Origin of the sequence: Paracholeplasma manati (genome assembly GCF_025742995.1) — a bacterium.
GTDB lineage: Bacteria > Bacillota_I > Bacilli_A > Acholeplasmatales > UBA5453 > Paracholeplasma > Paracholeplasma manati.
This window is the reverse complement of the sequence record NZ_JAOVQM010000001.1, coordinates 442,551-461,962: the sequence shown is the minus strand read 5'-3', so window position 1 is coordinate 461,962 and position 19,412 is coordinate 442,551. Positions and strand designations below refer to the sequence as shown.

Sequence of the window (19,412 nt, the reverse complement as noted above, 5' to 3'; positions counted from 1 at the left end):
ATCAAACTCTCCAAATTATATTTGAATTGTAAGAATTAGCTCTTATCTTTTTTTATTCTAAGCTTTCATTAGAATTGCTTTTTGTTTTATTCTTTATACACTCATCATCATTCAGTTTTCAAAGACCAATTTTATCTCACACGGATTTCGTGCTTATTCATTTTAACACTCTAAAATAGGGTTGTCAAGTATTTGTATGACTTTTTTTAACCCTTATCTTTAAGCTGTTAAAAAGTGGTGGAGGGGGACGGTTTCGAACCGCCGAACCCTTAGGGAGCAGATTTACAGTCTGCCGCGTTTAGCCTCTTCGCTACCCCTCCGGTTTGCCGTGTGCTTTTTTATTCTAACCTAACCAATAAAAAAATGCAACACCTATTGTTACATTTTTTCTGATTTCTTGTTTTAGCGCTATTTTTGGGCTTTTATTTTCTTATCCAAATCAAATTTAGGTATCATAACTTCGCGCGCACACCCGTTACACTTTATTTTGATGTCCGCGCCTGTGCGTATAACCGTCCACGCGTTACTCCCGCATACGTGAGGCTTTTTGGTATGAATGATCATACCGACTTCATAGGTCATCATTTGAGGAGTTTTTCAACCAATGCCTTGAGTTCTTCTTCAGACTTCACTTTGATGGTGAGCTTATTCGCGGTAACGACGGTCTTTAAACCTAACTTTTGATTTAAACTTTGTTCGTAAACGACAAATGTCTTTGGTTTGGGTTCGCGTTTTTGTTTGTTGGTTTTTTCTTCTTTTTCAGCAAGCACTTCAATTTGACGTACAGACAATTGTTCGTTCACAATTTTCTTCGCCAATGTTTTGATGCGTAGTGGATCGTCTAACTTAGATAATACACGCGCATGTGCCATAGAGATGTCGTTGTTGAGTAACATGGCTTGTACTTCATCTGGTAAATTTAATAGCCCGATGATATTGGTCACATAACTTCTGGATTTCCCAATGCGGTCAGCCAATGTTTTTTGTGTGATTTCCATAGAACGCATGATGTTGGCGTATGCTTCAGCTTCTTCAATTGGGCTTAGGTTTTCACGTTGTAAGTTTTCAACCAACGAGATTTCAGCAACCTTTGCTGGATCATAGGAACGAATGATGGACGGGATGGTTTTAAGTCCGACTTGTTTAGCCGCTCTAAAACGACGTTCACCGGATACAATCATATACCCATCTTTGACTTGTTTAACGATGATGGGTTGGAAGATACCATGTTCACTGATGGACGCTGCCAAATCATTGATTTTTTCTGGGTCGAAAATACGTCTTGGTTGGAATGGATTTGGGGTGATTTCTGTTAATGGGATTTCAACAATTCTTTCCCCTTCTTGGATTTCATCGATGGTATTTTCTACCAATAAATCTCTTAAACCTCTGCCTAAAACCTTAGTGTTTGTTTTCATTATTCTCGATTAACTCCTTTGCCAATGATTTATATAAAGTAGCTGCGCTGGATTTCGGCGCGTACGTTAAAATAGGAACCCCATAGGTCGGTGCGACTTGAGCAGCTACATTACTGGTGATGAACGTTTTAAATACCCCTTCTTGAAAATATTCTTTTACTTCATTAACAATCGCCCAACCGGCTTTGGTGCGCTTATCTAACATGGTTAATAAGACACCTTCAATGGTCAGTTCACGATGATTGACCTTTAGGTTTTTTTGAACAACCCTAACGGTATTGAGCAATTGTGTTAATCCGTCAATCGCTAAGAATTGACATTGGATTGGAATCAAAACTGAGTCGGATGCATAGAGTGCATTCAAGGTTGAAATACCAAGGGCTGGTGCACAATCAATCAATACATAATCATATCTATCTTTGACCTTTCTAAGTTGTCGGTCTAGGATGTATTCATGATCATCAAATTTAATCAGTTTCATATCAATACCGGCCAAATCGATGGTAGCTGGTACGACATCCAATGGATATTTATCCAATACAGAAATGGTTAAGGCAACTTGATCAATGGTTTTTTCCCCCATCAATGTATCGTATAAATTACCTTTTAATTGGCTTCGGTTGATACCTAAGCTGGTGGTTGCAGAACCTTGTGCATCAAAATCAATAAGCAGTACACGTTTCCCGTAATATGCCAATGAAGCTGCGAGGTTAACAGATGTAGTTGTTTTTCCGACGCCGCCTTTTTGATTGGCAATCGAGATGACTTTTCCCATGTGTGCTCCTTAGAGTGGTTTATTTTTAATGTCTTTATACGGTCTAGGATATTGGTTATTTTCTTTGACCTTCTTTATTTTAAGTAAATGTCTTTCACCCAATTGGTTGGGTAATTCTAATGATATGATGGATTCTACTTGTCCACCCAAAATATGAATGCCTTTGTTTGCGCGTTCTAATTCCACTTGGAAATTTTGAGCTTTCATGGCGATGAGATATCCGCCGACTTTGACCATCGGTAATGCCAATTCATCTAAAATATCGATGGGTGCGACTGCTCGCGCGGTAACCAAATCAAAATAATTCCGTTTGGTTTTGGCGTAGGTTTCAGCACGGTCACAGACCAGTTCAATCCCGTCTAATTCAAGGGCTTTAACTAAACGCCCTAGGAAAAGAATTCGTTTGTTTAATGAATCCACGATGGTTAGTTTCAAATGGGGGAAAACAATCTTTAATACAATGCCCGGGAATCCCGCACCTGAGCCAATATCTAACAGTGTTTGAACAGATGATAGATCGATTGCTTTAGTCAGTGTTAGGGAATCATAAAAGTGTTTATAATAAACCCCTTCAAGGTCCGTGATTGCGGTTAAATTCATCACTTCATTTTCCTTGACCAAAACCTCAAAGTATCGATGTAATTTTGCTTGTTGGGTCTCGCTCAATTGGAGACCTAGGGGTTGAAATATGTCCATGTTACCTCAAGGATTCTAAGTAGACCAATAAGATCGATATATCGGCTGGATTAACCCCACTGATACGAGAGGCTTGTCCAAGCGTGGTTGGTCTGATTTTTTTCAATTTGACTCTGGCTTCATTCGCAAGGTTTTTAATCAGATCATAGTTGATGTCGTCTGGTATTGGTTTTTCGTCGACACGAACCATTTTTTCTGCTTCTTTATACGCTTTGTCAATGTAGCCTGCGTACTTCACCTGAATTTCGACTTGTTCAAGTACAGCTTCACTGTAATTGTTTGGATAAAATTCATTAATTATATTATATCTAATTTCAGGTCGTTTGAGTAGTTCATATAATGACGTGCGATCGGATATCTTGGCCGAACCTGTAGAACGGATGATTTGATTGTTTTGTTCCGTAGGCATGATATAGACAGTTTTAATCTCTTCAGTCAATGAAGTGATGTCGCGTTTTTTGGCTAAGAAGCGTTGATAACGTTGTTCATCAACAAGACCAATTTGATGTCCATATTCACGTAGTCTTAAGTCTGCGTTATCGTGTCTTAACAACAATCGATGTTCCGCACGAGAGGTCAATAATCGGTACGGTTCTTTGGTGCCTTTGGTAATTAAATCGTCAATTAAAACGCCAATATAGGCTTCGTTACGTTTGAGGATGAATGGGGCTTCGCCGCGAATCTTTAAAACTGCGTTTATGCCCGCCATTAAGCCCTGTCCCGCTGCTTCTTCATAACCGCTAGTCCCATTGATTTGTCCCGCACAGAATAAATTCTTCACAAGACGTGTTTCTAGTGATTGATAGAGTTGTGTTGGGTTGATAGCGTCATATTCTATCGCATATGCATATTTAACGATAACCGCGTCTTCAAGCCCTTTTATGGAGTGCACAATACGTTCTTGAACGTCTCTTGGCATCGATGAAGATAGCCCTTGGACATAGATTTCATTCAAACTCATGCTTTCAGGCTCTAAGAATATTTGGTGTCTTTCCTTATCGTTGAAGCGAACCACTTTATCTTCAATCGATGGGCAGTATCTAGGGCCGACACCTTCGACGATTCCCCCATACATCGCAGAGTCACCCAAGTGCATATTGATGATACCGTGGGTAATTAAATTGGTATGGGTTAAGTAACAAGGTTCTTGGTGTCCCATGGATGTAATTTCAGGGTCATATGAGAAGGTTTGAAACTTATCATCGGCGTATTGTGGGGTCGTCTTTTCATAGTGAATGGACTCCTTTAAAATGCGGGGTGGTGTCCCTGTTTTTAACCTGACAATTTCAAAACCGAGTTTAGCCAATTGAGCACTGATGCCATGGGTGGTCGGTTGATTGTCTGGTCCACTGTCTTTCGTTTGATGTCCGATGAGGATACGGCTATGTAAATAGGTTCCAGTAGTGATGATGACTGTCTTGGATTCAACAATATCGCCACTCTCTAAAATAACCCCTTTCGCAACCCCGTCTTCGACATGTAGGCCATCGACCAAAGCTTCTAATAAGGTTAAATTAGCGGTGTTTTTGAGCACCTCTAACATGATTTTTGGATATTCTAACTTGTCAATTTGTGCCCTTAAAGCCCAAACAGCCGGACCTTTAGAAAGGTTCAGCATCTTCATTTGGATTTGTCCTTTATCGGCACTTCTGCCCATTTGTCCGCCCAGAGCGTCGATTTCTCGAACAACAATACCTTTGGCTGGACCCCCAATGGAAGGGTTACAACTCATGGTGCCAACACGATCCAGTTTACCTGTAACGAGCATGGTTTGCATGCCCATTCTCGCAGCAGCGAGCGCTGCTTCGATTCCGGCGTGTCCGCCACCAACGACGATGACGTCTAACATAAATATCACTTCCTGCTGTAATATTCTACCAAGAACGCTTTATGTTTACAACATAAAACGCTTTTAAGAAAAAAGAAGCGATTGCTCGCCTCTTAGATACTTAAAAATGCTTGTGCTACTTTTTCTTTGGTAAATCCAAAAGCCTTGATGACCACTTCAAGTGGGGCGGATAGACCGTAGCGGTCAATGCCATAAACATGAGGTGTGTACTTGTACCAAGAAGCGGAAGAACCCATCTCGATGGCTAAAGTTTTAACCCCTGAAGGGAGCACTTCTTGTTTATAGGCTTCAGATTGTTTTTCAAATAAGTAATGAGAAGGCATTGATACGACTCTCGTAAATACGCCTTGAGATTCGAGTTGTTGTTGCGCTTCAATCGCTAAACCAACTTCTGAACCAGCTGCTAATAAGACGCCTTGAAGTTTACCTCTTTCAGGGGAAACCACATAAGCACCCTTTTCAAAAACGTCCATACAAACGACTGGTAAGGTCTTTAAATTTTGTCTTGTTAAGATGATTGCTGACGGTGTTTTATGTTGCTTAATGGCCCATAACCAAGCGGCTCTGGTTTCGTTTGCGTCAGCAGGTCTTAAGACGTTTAATCCGGGAATGACGCGAAGTCCCGCGAGTTGTTCAATGGGTTCATGGGTCGGTCCATCTTCACCAACCGCGATGGTATCGTGGGAGAAGACAAAGATGGATGGGATTTGCATGAGTGCTGCTAAACGAATGGCTGGTTTCATGTAATCGGAGAATACGAAGAACGCGCCTCCGAATGCTTTCAATCCACCATGTAGTTGAAGACCATTGACGATGGCACCCATCGCATGTTCTCTAACACCAAAGTTGATGTTACGGCCTAAGCGGTTTTCTTTCGAAAAGTGACCATCTGCACCTTTGGCTTTGGTTGAAGCAGTTAAGTCTGCAGAACCCCCGATGATGTTTGGCATCAATTTTGAAAGTTCATCTAAGACTTTACCAGAAGCTGCGCGTGTGGCGATTTGTGCACCTACTTCAAACTTCGGTAAATCCTTTAACTCAACTTCTTGATTTTCAACAATGAATGATTTGAGTTGTGCTGCTTCTGTTGGGAATTGTTCTTGATACTCAGTGATCATTTGAATCCATTTACGATAGTTTCGAGAACCGCGATTATAGACTTTGGTTCTGTAGTATTTATATACATCTTGTGGTACTTCAAATGGTTTATAGGACCAATTTAAGTTTTTTCTAAGTTCGTCGGCTTTTTCTAAACCAATCGGTGAACCATGAACATTCGATGTACCAGCCAATGAAGTACCATAACCAATGATGGTTTTGACTTCAATAACACTTGGTTTATCGGATTCTCTTTGAGCTTTTTTAATCGCTTTGGTAATGGCGTTTAAGTCGTTACCATCGGAAACCTTTTGATAATGCCAGTTCATGGACTCGAATTTCTTCTTGTGGTCATCTGAGAATGCTAAAGAGACTTTGCCATCCAATTGAATGTCATTCGAATCAAATAAAACGATGAGTTTACCTAATCCAAGGTGCCCTGCTAAAGATAAAGACTCTAACGCAACCCCTTCTTGTAGGTCACCATCGCCACAGATGACATACGTATAGTGATCAATGATTGGGAAATTTTCTTTGTTAAAACGAGCTGCTAAATGGGTTTCAGCGAGTGCCATACCTACCGCGTTTGAAATCCCTTGTCCAAGTGGACCAGAGGTGGTTTCAACCCCGTCGGTATGACCATATTCAGGGTGACCTGGGGTCTTACCAATTTGTCTGAAATTCTTTAAATCTTCGATGGATAGTTGATAACCGGACAAGTGGTTTAATCCGTACAATAACATCGAGCCATGACCCGCAGACAAAATGAATCGGTCACGGTTGAACCAATTGGATTTCTTTGGGAATGCTTTTAAAAAACGGGTGAAAAGCACGTGTGCCATTGGTGCTGCACCAAGTACAATACCCGGGTGTCCAGAGTTGGCTTGGTTGATTGCGTCGACACCTAGAAAACGTAGCGTTTGAATACTTAAATGATCCATTTTTTCCATAAATTACCTCTCTATTTTGACTTATTATCTTCGGTTTCAGTTTTTTCTTCTACTTGAGCTTCAACAACTTCTTCAACAGGTTCTACTTTTTCTTCAAACTTGAAATAGTCTTCGTAGTATTTACCTTGTTGTTCTAATAGTTCGTTGAAACGAGCTTCACCCACGATATGTTTGATGTCTTTAACGGCTTCTGATCTTGCGCCTTCGACTTTCTTTCTCATGATGGATGTTTGTAACATATTGGTGATTAACACCACTGCTAATATACCGATGAGTGCATAGTTTTGATAATCACTCAATGCTTCTACGGTAGAGAATAGAACAGCCAATACCATGGATAATGCAATCATTGGGAACACCATTTTGTATAGTAATCCAAAGCGGACTTTGTCGGCTTGTTCATAGAAGCGAATCCACACTTGATTGACACGTTTTGAATAGAGGTCCTTCATGACTTTGTAATAGCCATCTTCGACCAAGAGTTTGTAAGATTTGGAGTCACTGGTCCACACGGCGAATTGTCCTTTGCCTGCGAAACGTGATAAATATCGGGTATTGTTCATGGAATGGATTTCCACAGTTTTCCCTTCAGCTTGTTGGGTTTCTTTCGGTTCGTTGAGTTGTTTAAATATTGCGTATTGTAATTTCATGGGTTACGTCCTCCAAATTTAATTATACCACATATATTCATATGTAATCGAAAAAAAACGAAGATAAAAGCCCTATAATGGGCTTCTATTGAATATTATTCATAAACAGATTTTTAGGTTCATTGTATTGAACAGGTTAAAATGATGATTTCATTCATGTCGTATCATAAACTCAAATCTACGTTAAATCAATCATTAAGAATTGTTATATGAAAAGTATCCCTATCAGGCACCGCCACCCACATCTTACCAATGCTTATGGCTGCTTCGATCAAGACCTGACCAGGTTCACACGGTAAAATTGGATGACGGTGCCTCATAGGGATACCTGTTTTATGATTTATTTCTAAGTTGTTTGAAGAAGGATTTGAGTTCATTCGAACAAGCTTCTTCTAGTATACCACCAATCACTTCAACTTGGTGATTGAATTTGATATCGAATAAATTCATGATTGAACCTGCGACGCCACCTTTAGGATCTTTCGCACCATAGACAACGGTTTTCATTCGAGATTGAATGATGGCTCCTGCGCACATCGGACAAGGTTCAAGTGTAACGTAGAGCTTACAATCTTCTAAACGCCATGAATTCAGCTTCTTGTTCGCTTTTTGGATAGCCAACATTTCTGCATGGGCATGGGTTTGTTCTTTTTCGACCCTTTTATTATAAGCTTTTGAAATCACTTTGTCACCTAAAACGATGACTGCTCCTACAGGGACTTCATCGTGAAGGGCTGCTTTTTTCGCTTCTTTTAAAGCAATCGCCATGAAATAGGCATCGTCTTTAATCATAACTTGTTGGGTTTGTTCTTAACTTCATGACAATCGCGACTTCTTGGTTCATAGGCTTCAGAGGCACCCACAAGTACAATCGGGTCATCGAATGAGGCTGGTTTACCATTGATTAAGCGTTGAGTACGTGTGGCTGGTTGTCCTGAAACCACACAAACAGCGGTGAGTTTTTGGACGAATTCTGCGATGGCTAACAATTGAGGCATCGGACCGAACGGTTCCCCTCTAAAATCACGGTCTAGTCCACCAATGATGACACGAATACCGCGATCAGCCAATACTTCTGATACCCAAATCACGTCATTATCTAAGAATTGTGCTTCATCAATAACAACGGCGTCTACACCTTCTTTAACATAGTCTAGAATTTCAATGGCTTTGTTAATGTTGATGGATTTCGCTTTGGTTTTGTTGTGTGACACTATTTCCGATTCTGAATAACGATTGTCTATGGTTGGTTTGAAAACCAAGACATTTTTCTTAGCGTATTCTAAACGACGAATACGTCTGATGATTTCTTCTGTTTTTCCCGCAAACATTGGTCCGCAGACCACTTCAATCCAACCGCCAAATATTGGTTGATGCATAGTATCACTCCCTACAACTAGTATACGGATTTCAATTCAAAGGTTCAAGCCTAAAAAAGATGAAAGTATCTTACATTCTCATTAAGCAAAAACACGACCTTAAAAGTCGTGTTTTTAGTGTATTTTTATTTAAAATATTAAGACTAACATCGATACAGCTGTAGATACAAACCCACTGATAAAGTTTACAGCGTCGTTGGTGATCCATGCAAGCCCACTGGTTAAAATGACTTTTTCATTTTCTAAGAAGGCTTTTTCGGTATACTTACCAGTTTTCTCACCTTTATACTTAGCCTGAAGCAAAATCCCCATGTATGAATCCACCAAGCAACCAATAAAGCCACCCAATGTAATCACGCTGAAGTACATCCATATCTTAGTAGTACTAAACAGTGGTGAAGACCAATAGAGTAATAGGAAACTGATCCCGATGAATAGCGATCCTAGAAAAGACGCGAGTGTGCCCAATCGAGAAACGCCACCAGAAACCCCTTTTTGAACTTCTTTGAATGTCAGTATAGAATAGGTTTTACCTTTGGATAAAACACCAATTTCACTCGCCCACGTATCTGAATTACAAGAAGCGATGGAAATGATTGCTGCTACCATAAAAAGTTCATTCTTAGTGACATAAAAGAATATCGAGAATAGTGCTGCGACAAATCCGTTAGACAACACCTGAATATAGTTTCTACCAGACGATGCGTCTTTAACTTTTTTCTCGTGTAGTTTGGTTAGTAAAGATGAAGAGATGAAAAACAGGATCAAAGCACTCCATACAACATACGTTCCAAACCCATAAATGATGGTTCCTAATAGCGTTGCAGTAATGAAGCCTGATTGATTCAGTGAATGTTTTTTATAGGCTAAGAACGCAACCACAAAGCTGAGTAAAAGCCCGATTAAAAATTGAATTGCCATAGGAACCTCCGTGGTTAGATGAGCAATAATAACACGTAGACTAATAAGCTAGAAAATAGCGGAACGGAGAGATTATCTAATCCCTTCGGTGTGTATAATTCAATCACAGTTGACAATAGTGATACCACGACTGCAACAATCAATGTGGTGACCAAAGCGGTACCCGCTATGAGTAGCACAATCAAGATCACTATGAAGCTTGCAAGTAACATGGTTAATGAGCCTTCTAAGGATTTGTTATCTACCAGTTTACGTTTACCATAAGCCTTACCGATGACCGCTGCTAAGCCGTCCCCGTAACCCAATACGAGAATCCCTACCGCACCAATTTCAGGACGGTTAATGACACCAAAGGTAAAGATGACTAAAATCAATAATGAGATTGGAAAGTAGACGGTACCTAAGTTACCATTGCCACTGCGTTCCATGGATTTGATCAAATTTGTTTTATAGGAATAATAGTTTAATAGGATGAATGTGATTGGTGGCACAATCGCGAACCAAAGTGCATTTTCACCTTGGAAAAATACCCACGCAAGAATCCACCAATTGGATACCCCAATGTGAATGAACTTACGTGCGCCTTCGTCATCTAGGACTTTTGCTTTTTGTAAAACCGTAGAAATACCAATGATTAAAAATACCAAAATGTAAGATAATACTAAACCCCAAATGTTCATATATAATCTCCTTAGCCCTTAGGCATGTTTTTGATAAAGGCCTTCATGATTTGTTCTTTCTTAGCTTCTGTAACAACCGCTCGTTTTCTAAAAACGTCATAACCATTGTCACGTATCGCATCCAAAATAGCTCTATAAAATACAATGGATAGCCCCAATGGTTTTGCTGTATCTTTAGGGTACATACCGATGTCTTTTAACGCTTCATCGAAGTACTTTTCTGCGACTTTCGCTAGTTTTTCAATCAAGACGACCAATCCGTTATTGATTTTACCATTTTCTAGGTCATTTAGTGAGTAGTTTGCTTCACGCATCAACTCTCTTGGAAGATAAATACGGCCTTGTTGATAGTCTTCTCCGATGTCTCTTAAAATGTTTGTAATTTGCATCGCGTGACCCAAGTGAACTGCGAACGGATATAGTTTAGGTTCATCTGTCCCTGCCAATATCGGATTTAACATGAGTCCGACGGTCCCTGCGACATGATAACAGTACTTTAACAAGTCATCTAATGTTTCATAACCGACAAAATGTAAATCCATGCGTTGACCTTCAATCATGTCGTAAAAAGCTTTAAAATGGTGTTCTTGATAGACATCTTTGGTATGTCTTTTCAAAGCGCGCCACATAAAGTTAGGTGTTCTTTTTTTATTGATATAGTTGGTGAGTTCCTTTTCTAGTTTATTCAACTTATTTTCATCCTGATACTCATCCACCAAGTCATCGGCGTAGCGACAAAAAGCGTAAACAGCATATATCGCTTTACGTTTGTGTTTATCGCCAACTTTTGAGAATGCTTTGTAGAAGGTAAGTGAGTTTTTTTGGATGATTTTCTTACAGCGACGATCGTCTCTATAAGGTCTGGTAATTTGAATCAAAATGAGGATTGTAGTAAAACTAAGGTAAATCCAAACGAGGTATAAATGAGTTGAAATAAACTCAATGATATTATTCATGGGTTGTATGGTCCTTTAATATGTCATTTACAGCCAATTTAGCACTGGCTAGCACGATAGGTACCCCTGCACCGGGGTGATTAGACGATCCTGCAAAATAGAGGTTTTCAATCGTCTTAAATTTGGTTTGTGGTCTAAAATAAACACTTTGAGTCAGGGTTGGTTTTAACCCGAAGGTTGCCCCATGCTCAAGGTTGAATTTATAACCGTAAGTTTTTGGTGAATAGATTTTTAATACTTCGATGTTCTTCTTGATGTCTTCAAAGCCAGGGATTTTTTCAACCATGTCGATAATCTTGTCTTTATAGGCTTCAGTCATACCAAAATCCCACTCAAATTGTCCACTCTTCATATTAGGTACTGGCACTAAAATGTATAACAGTTCCTTATTTTCAGGTGCTACTGTCGGGTCAATTTGTGATGGACTATACATATAGAATGACGGATCATCTGGCAAGATATCTTGATCCAATTCTTCAATATTCTTCTTAAAGTCTTTCGCAAACCTAATGGCGTGAACTGACGTTGGGTATTTTTTCTTTAAACCTAAATAGATGACGAACGATGAGGATGCATATTTCATCTTCTCAATCTTTTTCGGTGTGTATTTGCCTTTCAATTCATCTTCTTTAATCAAATTATTCATAGCCCATGGGAAGTCTGCATTACACAAAACGATGTCTGAGTAAATCGGCTTACCTGCAACCAAGACACCTGTTACTTTTCCAGACAGTGTAAGAATTTCTTCGACTGGTGAATTGAAGCGGATTTTGCCACCCATCTCGATGAATCGTTTTTCCATCGCTTTCGCCATTTGATACATACCGCCCTGGATATACCAAACCCCATATACCAATTCAATCATCGGGATGATGGTATAAATGGATGGGCCAGAGAATGGAGATACCCCAATATAAAGTGTTTGGAAGGATAGAATTTGTCTGAGTTTTTCGTCTTTAACAAACTTAGAAATCGAGGTGTATGCGCTGTTTAACGTTTTAAGTTTTAATATTTTATATAAGGTTTTTGGGTTAAAAAACTCTAAGGGTTTTCGATAACTTTTCTCTAAGAAAGTTTCTTTAACAATGGCGTATCTTTCATAAACATCGGCTAAATAGGCTAAGTAACCATCGGTTTCTTTCATGCCGAATTTTTCTAGCTCAGCCATCAAGCTTGGTAGATTAGAGGATACTTTTACGGATGTCCCATCACTGAAGTGAATCACATTCAGTGGGTCTACTTGGACCATTTGAATATAATCATCAGGATTGACCCCAGAAAATGTAAATACGTCTTTATAAAAGTCTGGCATCATGACGATGGTGGGTCCAACATCAAACTTAAAACCACGTTCTTCGATAGAGAACATGCGGCCGCCTACTTTTTCATTTTTTTCATAGATTTCGACATCGAATCCAAGGGTTTTTAATCGGATGGCAGATGCCAAACCAGCAACCCCAGCCCCTATGATAATCACTTTTTTCATGAGTACCACCTCTATTTTATTGTATCATTTTTAAGCCTCTTAACCTAGCAAGAATTTACGTATTCAATTATAACCATGTTATAATGGGATTACTACATAGAGCATTATGACGAATGGGGTATATCATGGGACTAAAACACATCTTAAATCCAATTTTGTTTCAAGGCTATAAAAAGAAAAACCGTTATTTTGAGGGTTGGTATTATAAAATGGTTTCAGCCGATGAAACCTATAAAGTGGCTTTTATTCCAGGCATCAGTTTAGCAGGTGAAAAAACCCACAGTTTTGTTCAAGTCTTCATCTCTCAAAAGTTACCAAATATGACACTAAAAACCGACTATTTTAGATATGAGAAAAGTGACTTTCAATATGAAAACGAACCGTTTAAAGTTACTGTAGGCCCTCAATCTTTTTCAAGCAATCAATTATCTGTAGATTTCAAGAGTAATCGTCTACAAGTCAAAGGATCCCTATTCATAGAGTCCTTAACGCCGCTTGAAAAAGGGCTTTGGACGCCAAACATCATGGGTCCATTTGGCTATTTGAACTTCATGGAGTGTTATCATGGGGTGGTCTCAATGACTTCACCTTTAAAAGGATCATTGATCATCGATGGTAAGGAAGTATCTTTCGATGGTGGTAAAGGGTATATTGAAAAAGACTGGGGTAAGAGTTTCCCTAGAGCTTACGTATGGCTTCAAACCAATCACTTTCAAGACCCTGATACATCACTTATGTTTTCATACGCTGATATCCCATTCCTAGGATTTTACTTCATTGGTTTGATATGTAATTTATATTACAAGGGAAAAGAGTATCGTTTCGCAACCTACAATTTCTCAAAAGTTATCAAAGAAGAAATCTCCCCCAAACAAGCTTTTTATGTCCTCAAAAAAGGAAAATACAGACTAGAAATCAAAGCGATTCAACAAGATCAAATTGACTTAGCTTCACCGATCAATGGGGCGATGGACCATACGATTAAAGAAGGATTATCTGGTCAAGTTGAAATCAGGTTATTCCATAAGAACGTTTTAATCTATGAAGATACAGGTAAAGAAGCCGGTATTGAAATCATGCGAAAATAAAACAGCTTTCGAGCTGTTTTTGTTTTACTATAAAGAAAAAACACGGTTGCCCGTGTTTGGTTTCTTAGCTTATTTAGCGTTTTTTTCAACACCATAGCGCTTATTGAATCTTTCAACACGACCTGCTGCTTGTGTGAATGTTTCAACGCCAGTGTAGAACGGGTGGCAATTTGAACAAGTATCCACGCGAATTTCTTTCGCTGTTGTACCCACTTCAAATTCGTTACCACAAGTTACACAGTGGACTTTAGCCACTTGGTATTTTGGATGAATTTTTGCTTTCATATCCATTCTCCTTCCGCCATAGACATACGTCCATAGTAAGTTTGCGTAGGTATTATAACATAGTTAAATCCAATATACAAACATAATCTTCATTTTTTTATTGGGATCGATTGAAATCAATCTATAAGACTTTGACCATCGTTTTACAAAGATAAGCCTGTTATAAAAACGAATATCTTCTGTTATCCACAAGCATATACACAGATGTGTTTAAGAGTGCCAATGACATGTGGATGGGTTGTTGGCCTTGACCAAAGTATATCTCTACCAATTCAGGGTGATCAATGAATGGGTTTCGATTATCTTGAATGCCATAAATACGATCATTGCGGGTTTTTTCAAAGTCATTGACCGGATCCAATTCATGCCATTGAAGGAATGTTTGGAGGTTACCTACGACGTCAATATTTAAGTTATAGCGAATTGAAATGTATAGGACAATTCTCGCAACATCTCCGATATATTCATCACCAGGGTACCAACCACTACCGAATTTCCCATAGGATTGATTGCCAGTGAACGGACGATTATCTTCAACAAATGGTAAATTACCACGGTCGGAGTTAGTGTTTGAGTTAGACGCTCTCAGATTATGTAGGTCATCTTTGACTGAACCTAATTTGGATTGTGGCCAAACGTGTTCACGGTTGCCATAAGAGCCCATGCCATCATAGATGAGGTAGTAACTGTTGCCAACACGGTCAATCGATTGTACTTGTGACGTTGACCCCGTTGCTGAACCAGTATTGACTACAAGCGAGCGTAATGCTGCAGTGAAACTGCTGCCTGTTAAGCCATTTAGACTTAAGTAATAGCCTTCATATACACCGATTTCAATCGGATTTCTAACATAAATGATGTAGGTAGCAATCACATCTTGATAATTATTTAAATAGACTGTGACTTCGTAATCACCAGGTACGTCCAAATCCACCAAGGATGTATCGACACCTAACAAGGATGTAAAATCATCGCCATAACCATTTTTAGCTGTAATACCTGCAAGGAAATTAGGGGTAGCATCACCAATGGTGAAGTTAATATTGGTTGTGCCATAAATACTGATGATATCTGGATTCTTAGGTTTTGAAACAACAGAACTACGGTTGGTGAATAAGAACTGTGCTTTACCAGCGTATTGACCGACGGTGATGTTGTATAAATCGACGATTTCACCGACTTTAATGGTATCAAATAGGTAAGGTGATGCATTGACACGTTTGTCTAGTCTGACAAAGGTTTGTTCACCAACACTATTCTTTAAATACAGCTCAATGGCGTTGTTTGGTGTCGCGATTGAAGTGACTTCTAACTCTAAATAGGTGATGACGTTGGCTTCATACAAAATAACATCGTCAAAGTCCAATGAATAACCCGTTAAATCAATGCCATCACTCAGGGTATGTGTGCCCAAAGTTTGTATGATTTTTGGTGAACTGAGTTGTATTAGGCCATTGAATTGACTTAAAGTACCTTCAATCACGTATTCAGTTCCGACAACTAAGCCGGTGTTGTTATTCATGTAAACAGGGATTGCACCTGTTGCGTCCTGAATGGTGAAATTGCCATTGGTCATCAAACTGGTGACGACACCTTGAATGGTCACCACAGTGCCTTGAGTTTTCAATCTCACTTCAGAAATCGGTGTTTGAGAAGACTGAGGGAAGTCAGCTGATTTAGGTACCAATACACTAAATGTCTTGGTAAATTGGTTATTATCAACAATCGTTGCGGTTAGAACAACGGTCACGTCCACATTTTGTCTTGTGACAACACCAGCATTATTGATTGCGTTACTATTGGATGTCCATTGAATTTGAACCCCTTCAATGGTCGTTGGTAATGTTAGATTAGTACTGGTTTGTGATGGTACTGAGATTTGATTTAAGATGCTTTGATAATCTGGAGTAATGGGTTCTGCCTTAATGACTTTAACATCCAAGGTGATCTCATACGGTACACCATCGATCGTGACTGTGGCGGTCAATTCTACAACCATATCTTCGGCTTGTCTGGTTATTAACCCTGTGTTTGAAATCACTAGCGGGGATGCTGATTGCCAAGTGACTGGATTGCCTAAATAGGTTGATTTTAAGACCAAATCGACGTCCGTTTCAGTAGGGACAGCTAAATAATCACTAAACGCGTCATAATCGAATACATAAGGTGCGATGATTGTGATCGTATATGTATGATTTTGGGTGATGCCATCAACCGTAATGGAAGCTGTTAAAAATACAATTCGATTGAGATCTGGTAAAGTGACCACACCTGTATTCGTTAATAGCGCTTCATTGGAACTCTTCCAAGTAATGCTGTGACCATCGATTGTGGTGGGTAATGTGATGGAATCCTCGATTTGTGATGGGAGTTCAATGGCATTGAATAGCGCATTAAAATCCACAGGGGATTTCAAAATTGTGAAACTAAACGACTTACCTACAACAATCCCATTCACGGTGATGGTTGCGGTTAATTTAACAGTAACGTCATTGGTTTGTCTAGATACTTTTACACTGTTGTTATCGATGACTGCGTGAATGCTATCGCTCGTCCAATCAATGGTGTACTCCTGAATCGATGTAGGTAGACTAAAGTCACTGATGACCGTGTCTTTGGTTTCATTATTGGAATACTGAATTTCGATGCTTTCGATGATACTTTGTGGTGTTTTTTGAGTACACCCACTTAAAAACAAAATCAATAAAACGACAAAAATCCTATTCAACTTCATTGTTTATAATCCTGCCTTCGTTTTTTCGGTAAAGACATTATAGCACGGTTTTTATTCATTATTTATTAAAAAATGAAAGAATTGATTGTCTTATCTATTATTAATATAAATATAAGAAAAAACAGGCTATTCTTATAGAATTTGCCTGTAAATTAGAATTTTTTCTCGATAAAAAGTTCTTTCGTGCTATCCAAAAAGCGTTTCGCAAGTATACCTGTCAGAATCCCTGCGGGTACCGATAAGAATAACATAATTGGTGCGTAGAATAAAGCCGCTTCAGTAATCACATAGCTCGCCGCGACAATCTGTCCGATGACATGCATCACCGATGAAATGGCGGATACGGCCATAATACCAAATAAGTCTAATTTTTTAAGAATAATCAGTGTGATCAATGAGAAAATGGCACCTGAGAGAGACAATGTGAATGTAACTCCGTTGAATGTACCAGGGGCGAATAAGGCGGTAACAATCAGTCTGAGAATGACCACTGTGACGGCTTCTTTGGGTCCATATACATACAAAATGATGAGTGTGACAATGTTTGAAAAACCAATCTTAAAGGCTGTGCCTGGGACCAATTGTACGTAAGATTCTAAAATATTTATGATGGATGCGACACCCGTGAAGATGGCGATCATGGCTAGTTTTTTGACAGTCATTATATGATCACATCCAATCCCAAATCTCTAAACTCGATGGTAACATAATTGGGTAAACAAATGATGGGTTGTAAATCTGAAAAACCAACTCTACTACATATATTATATGGGCTGGTTTCTTCTTTTACCCTCACCTTGTTATCCTTGTATTCAATCCAAATGAAGCCAAGATTACCCAAAATAAAATAGTTATTTTGATACTTAACAATGCCTTGTCCTAAAGTTAAATCCGTAAACTCAATGGATTCTATCAGTAGTTGATCCCCTTGAATATCTGGTAAGGCATCCACGGTATATACCGTTTGATTATTGGCTTTGGTGAATTCACCATTCTCTAAGTTGATGGCGAACATAGTGGTATTTTTATACTTGATGTATGCTTGTTCTCCACTCTTACGGGTGACTAATGAAATGACTAGGATGGCTCCAAATAAAATGAGCAATACGCCAACCACTAAGGTATCATGCTTCGTTTTTGTCTTCACGAACATCCCCCTTAGCTTTTTTCTTTTTGTCGTAAACACTGATGCCAATAATCAGTGCACCACCGACAATGACCACGCCACCTAAAATAATATAGAGGTTGGTTAAGTCATTCGGTTCATCGGCGAGAGGTTCGCTTTGTCTAAAGTTTTGTGTCAAATTGACGGTTTCTATTGACCCATCGTACATGTAAAAGATGGCTTCAATACCCAGGCTTTGAACCAATATCGTTGCTTGATCTAGAGGCATCGAGAAAAGTGCTGTAGACATGGAGTCTAACAACGCTGAATCATCACCGATGATGGTAACGACATGGTAATACTGTTTAGGTTCGAAATCAAACGGTGAAATGATGTGGTGGTATACTTTACCTTCATAGGTTACGAATTGTTCATAGTTACCGGATGTAACCACAGCTTTGTTTCTCACTTCAAGGATACCTGAAATACCATTTTGATATATTCTTAAAGGATCTTCTAAACCAACCCTAAACGGACGGTCATTGGTATCAGAATCATCCGGATGAACCCCGACGATGATGTTTGAACGACCTGCATTAATCATGTATTTGGTTATGTTTTTAGAGTCTAAATACTCTTTGGTTTTTTGGGTCGCATACCCTTTCGCAATCGCGCCTAAGTCCAATTTTAGGTTATCATTGTTGATGAAAACCGAACGGTCATTATCGTTAAAAATAATGCTAGAAGGGTTGACTGAATTGGAGATTTCTTCGAGGTCTAGTTGCACTTGATCAAATACACTCTTTGGTAGTTCTCCATACATAAATTCGCTATATATGGCACTTTTCCAGATATCAATGGCGTTGCCAATCGCTGGGTTAAAGAACCCATTGGATTGGTTATGGTGATTCACACTGAGCTTGATGAGATCGTATAAACGTTGATCCACAACCACTGGTGAAACGCCTCTATTCTCATTGATGGTTACGATGTTTTTTTCGTGATATAGTGGGTCATCATTGGTTAAATCTGGTGCTGTATAATTGTCTGCTAAATGGCTGTAAGTGCGGTATATGTCTTCTATCGCATCCAAATCAGCTTCTTCACCTTCATAGAGGGTCACGAGGATTTGTGTACTCATATATTCCATTTCACGCTGTAACAAAATCGAAGGTTCTGTGGCGTGAATTTGTGTATTCGGTTGTAGTAAAATTGTGCATAAAAGACACAAAATTGCAAAATATTTTTTCATGTTTAATCGTCCTTTTTCCACGTTATTATAACATGTATTGTTATAAGAAAAAAGCATTTTTTGTCCCCTGAAGGCCTTATCCGAGGGTAT

19 protein-coding genes, 1 tRNA gene and 1 other RNA gene are annotated in these 19,412 nt (G+C 39.1%); 1 reads left to right on the top strand and 20 read right to left on the bottom strand.

Going from position 1 to position 19,412, the window contains the following annotated elements; genetic code table 11:
* Positions 1–235 precede the first annotated feature (235 nt).
* The 15 genes from N7548_RS01990 to N7548_RS01920 all read right to left on the bottom strand — a co-directional run bounded on the left by N7548_RS01990 (position 236) and on the right by N7548_RS01920 (position 12,858).
* Positions 236–320 (bottom strand) — tRNA-Tyr (locus N7548_RS01990).
* Positions 321–408: 88 nt separating this feature from the next.
* The gene (locus N7548_RS01985; RefSeq protein ID WP_263607745.1) at positions 409–564 is read right to left on the bottom strand and encodes a DUF951 domain-containing protein; all 156 of its coding nucleotides are present in this window, start codon (positions 562–564) and stop codon (positions 409–411) included.
* A 17-nt stretch (positions 565–581) separates the two neighbouring features.
* The gene (locus N7548_RS01980) at positions 582–1,418 is read right to left on the bottom strand and encodes a ParB/RepB/Spo0J family partition protein (protein ID WP_263607740.1); all 837 of its coding nucleotides are present in this window, start codon (positions 1,416–1,418) and stop codon (positions 582–584) included.
* Positions 1,402–2,193: a ParA family protein gene (locus N7548_RS01975; protein WP_263607739.1), complete on the bottom strand. Its 792-nt coding sequence runs from the start codon at positions 2,191–2,193 to the stop codon at positions 1,402–1,404. The genes N7548_RS01980 and N7548_RS01975 overlap by 17 nt, the downstream gene beginning before the upstream one ends.
* A gap of 9 nt (positions 2,194–2,202) precedes the next feature.
* Complete coding sequence (gene rsmG, locus N7548_RS01970; RefSeq protein ID WP_263607738.1) at positions 2,203–2,889, bottom strand: 16S rRNA (guanine(527)-N(7))-methyltransferase RsmG; 687 nt, start codon at positions 2,887–2,889, stop codon at positions 2,203–2,205.
* A gap of 1 nt (position 2,890) precedes the next feature.
* Positions 2,891–4,738, bottom strand: a complete 1,848-nt coding sequence (gene mnmG / locus N7548_RS01965) for a tRNA uridine-5-carboxymethylaminomethyl(34) synthesis enzyme MnmG (RefSeq protein ID WP_263607736.1) — start codon at positions 4,736–4,738, stop codon at positions 2,891–2,893.
* 92 nt (positions 4,739–4,830) lie between these two features.
* Positions 4,831–6,786: a transketolase gene (gene tkt, locus N7548_RS01960; RefSeq protein WP_263607735.1), complete on the bottom strand. Its 1,956-nt coding sequence runs from the start codon at positions 6,784–6,786 to the stop codon at positions 4,831–4,833.
* Positions 6,787–6,797: 11 nt separating this feature from the next.
* Positions 6,798–7,436 carry a hypothetical protein gene (locus N7548_RS01955; protein ID WP_263607734.1) on the bottom strand — a complete coding sequence of 213 codons (639 nt, stop codon included), beginning with the start codon at positions 7,434–7,436 and terminating at the stop codon, positions 6,798–6,800.
* A 223-nt stretch (positions 7,437–7,659) separates the two neighbouring features.
* An RNA gene (gene ffs, locus N7548_RS01950) (signal recognition particle sRNA small type) lies at positions 7,660–7,754 on the bottom strand.
* A 15-nt stretch (positions 7,755–7,769) separates the two neighbouring features.
* On the bottom strand, positions 7,770–8,228 hold the full coding sequence (gene tadA / locus N7548_RS01945; protein ID WP_263607733.1) for a tRNA adenosine(34) deaminase TadA: 459 nt from the start codon (positions 8,226–8,228) through the stop codon (positions 7,770–7,772).
* Positions 8,225–8,815, bottom strand: coding sequence for a thymidine kinase (locus N7548_RS01940; RefSeq protein ID WP_263607732.1), 591 nt, complete (start codon positions 8,813–8,815; stop codon positions 8,225–8,227). Before N7548_RS01940 ends, tadA begins: the two co-directional genes overlap by 4 nt.
* A gap of 129 nt (positions 8,816–8,944) precedes the next feature.
* Positions 8,945–9,736 carry a DUF92 domain-containing protein gene (locus N7548_RS01935; protein ID WP_263607731.1) on the bottom strand — a complete coding sequence of 264 codons (792 nt, stop codon included), beginning with the start codon at positions 9,734–9,736 and terminating at the stop codon, positions 8,945–8,947.
* 14 nt (positions 9,737–9,750) lie between these two features.
* Positions 9,751–10,416, bottom strand: a complete 666-nt coding sequence (locus tag N7548_RS01930) for a diacylglycerol/polyprenol kinase family protein (RefSeq protein WP_263607730.1) — start codon at positions 10,414–10,416, stop codon at positions 9,751–9,753.
* Positions 10,417–10,427: 11 nt separating this feature from the next.
* A complete protein-coding gene (locus N7548_RS01925) occupies positions 10,428–11,372 on the bottom strand; it encodes a phytoene/squalene synthase family protein (protein WP_263607729.1) in 945 nt (314 codons plus the stop codon).
* Positions 11,365–12,858 carry a phytoene desaturase family protein gene (locus N7548_RS01920; protein ID WP_373425166.1) on the bottom strand — a complete coding sequence of 498 codons (1,494 nt, stop codon included), beginning with the start codon at positions 12,856–12,858 and terminating at the stop codon, positions 11,365–11,367. Before N7548_RS01920 ends, N7548_RS01925 begins: the two co-directional genes overlap by 8 nt.
* Before the next feature lie 125 nt (positions 12,859–12,983).
* Between N7548_RS01920 and N7548_RS01915 the strand changes: the two genes are divergently transcribed.
* Positions 12,984–13,946, top strand: coding sequence for a tocopherol cyclase family protein (locus tag N7548_RS01915; RefSeq protein WP_263607728.1), 963 nt, complete (start codon positions 12,984–12,986; stop codon positions 13,944–13,946).
* 69 nt (positions 13,947–14,015) lie between these two features.
* Here N7548_RS01915 and rpmE read toward each other — a convergent pair whose 3' ends face one another.
* From rpmE to N7548_RS01890, 5 genes are all read right to left on the bottom strand, one after another.
* A complete protein-coding gene (rpmE, locus tag N7548_RS01910) occupies positions 14,016–14,231 on the bottom strand; it encodes a 50S ribosomal protein L31 (protein WP_263607727.1) in 216 nt (71 codons plus the stop codon).
* Positions 14,232–14,391: 160 nt separating this feature from the next.
* Positions 14,392–16,965: an immunoglobulin-like domain-containing protein gene (locus tag N7548_RS01905; protein WP_263607725.1), complete on the bottom strand. Its 2,574-nt coding sequence runs from the start codon at positions 16,963–16,965 to the stop codon at positions 14,392–14,394.
* Between the two features lie 152 nt (positions 16,966–17,117).
* Positions 17,118–17,627 (bottom strand): Gx transporter family protein, encoded by a 510-nt coding sequence (locus N7548_RS01900; protein ID WP_263607723.1) that lies wholly within the window; start codon positions 17,625–17,627, stop codon positions 17,118–17,120.
* Positions 17,627–18,112: a NusG domain II-containing protein gene (locus tag N7548_RS01895; protein WP_263607721.1), complete on the bottom strand. Its 486-nt coding sequence runs from the start codon at positions 18,110–18,112 to the stop codon at positions 17,627–17,629. The genes N7548_RS01900 and N7548_RS01895 overlap by 1 nt, the downstream gene beginning before the upstream one ends.
* Entirely contained in the window at positions 18,090–19,322 is a 1,233-nt protein-coding gene (locus N7548_RS01890) for an FAD:protein FMN transferase (RefSeq protein ID WP_263607719.1), read from the bottom strand. Before N7548_RS01890 ends, N7548_RS01895 begins: the two co-directional genes overlap by 23 nt.
* Between the last annotated feature and the right edge of the window lie 90 nt (positions 19,323–19,412).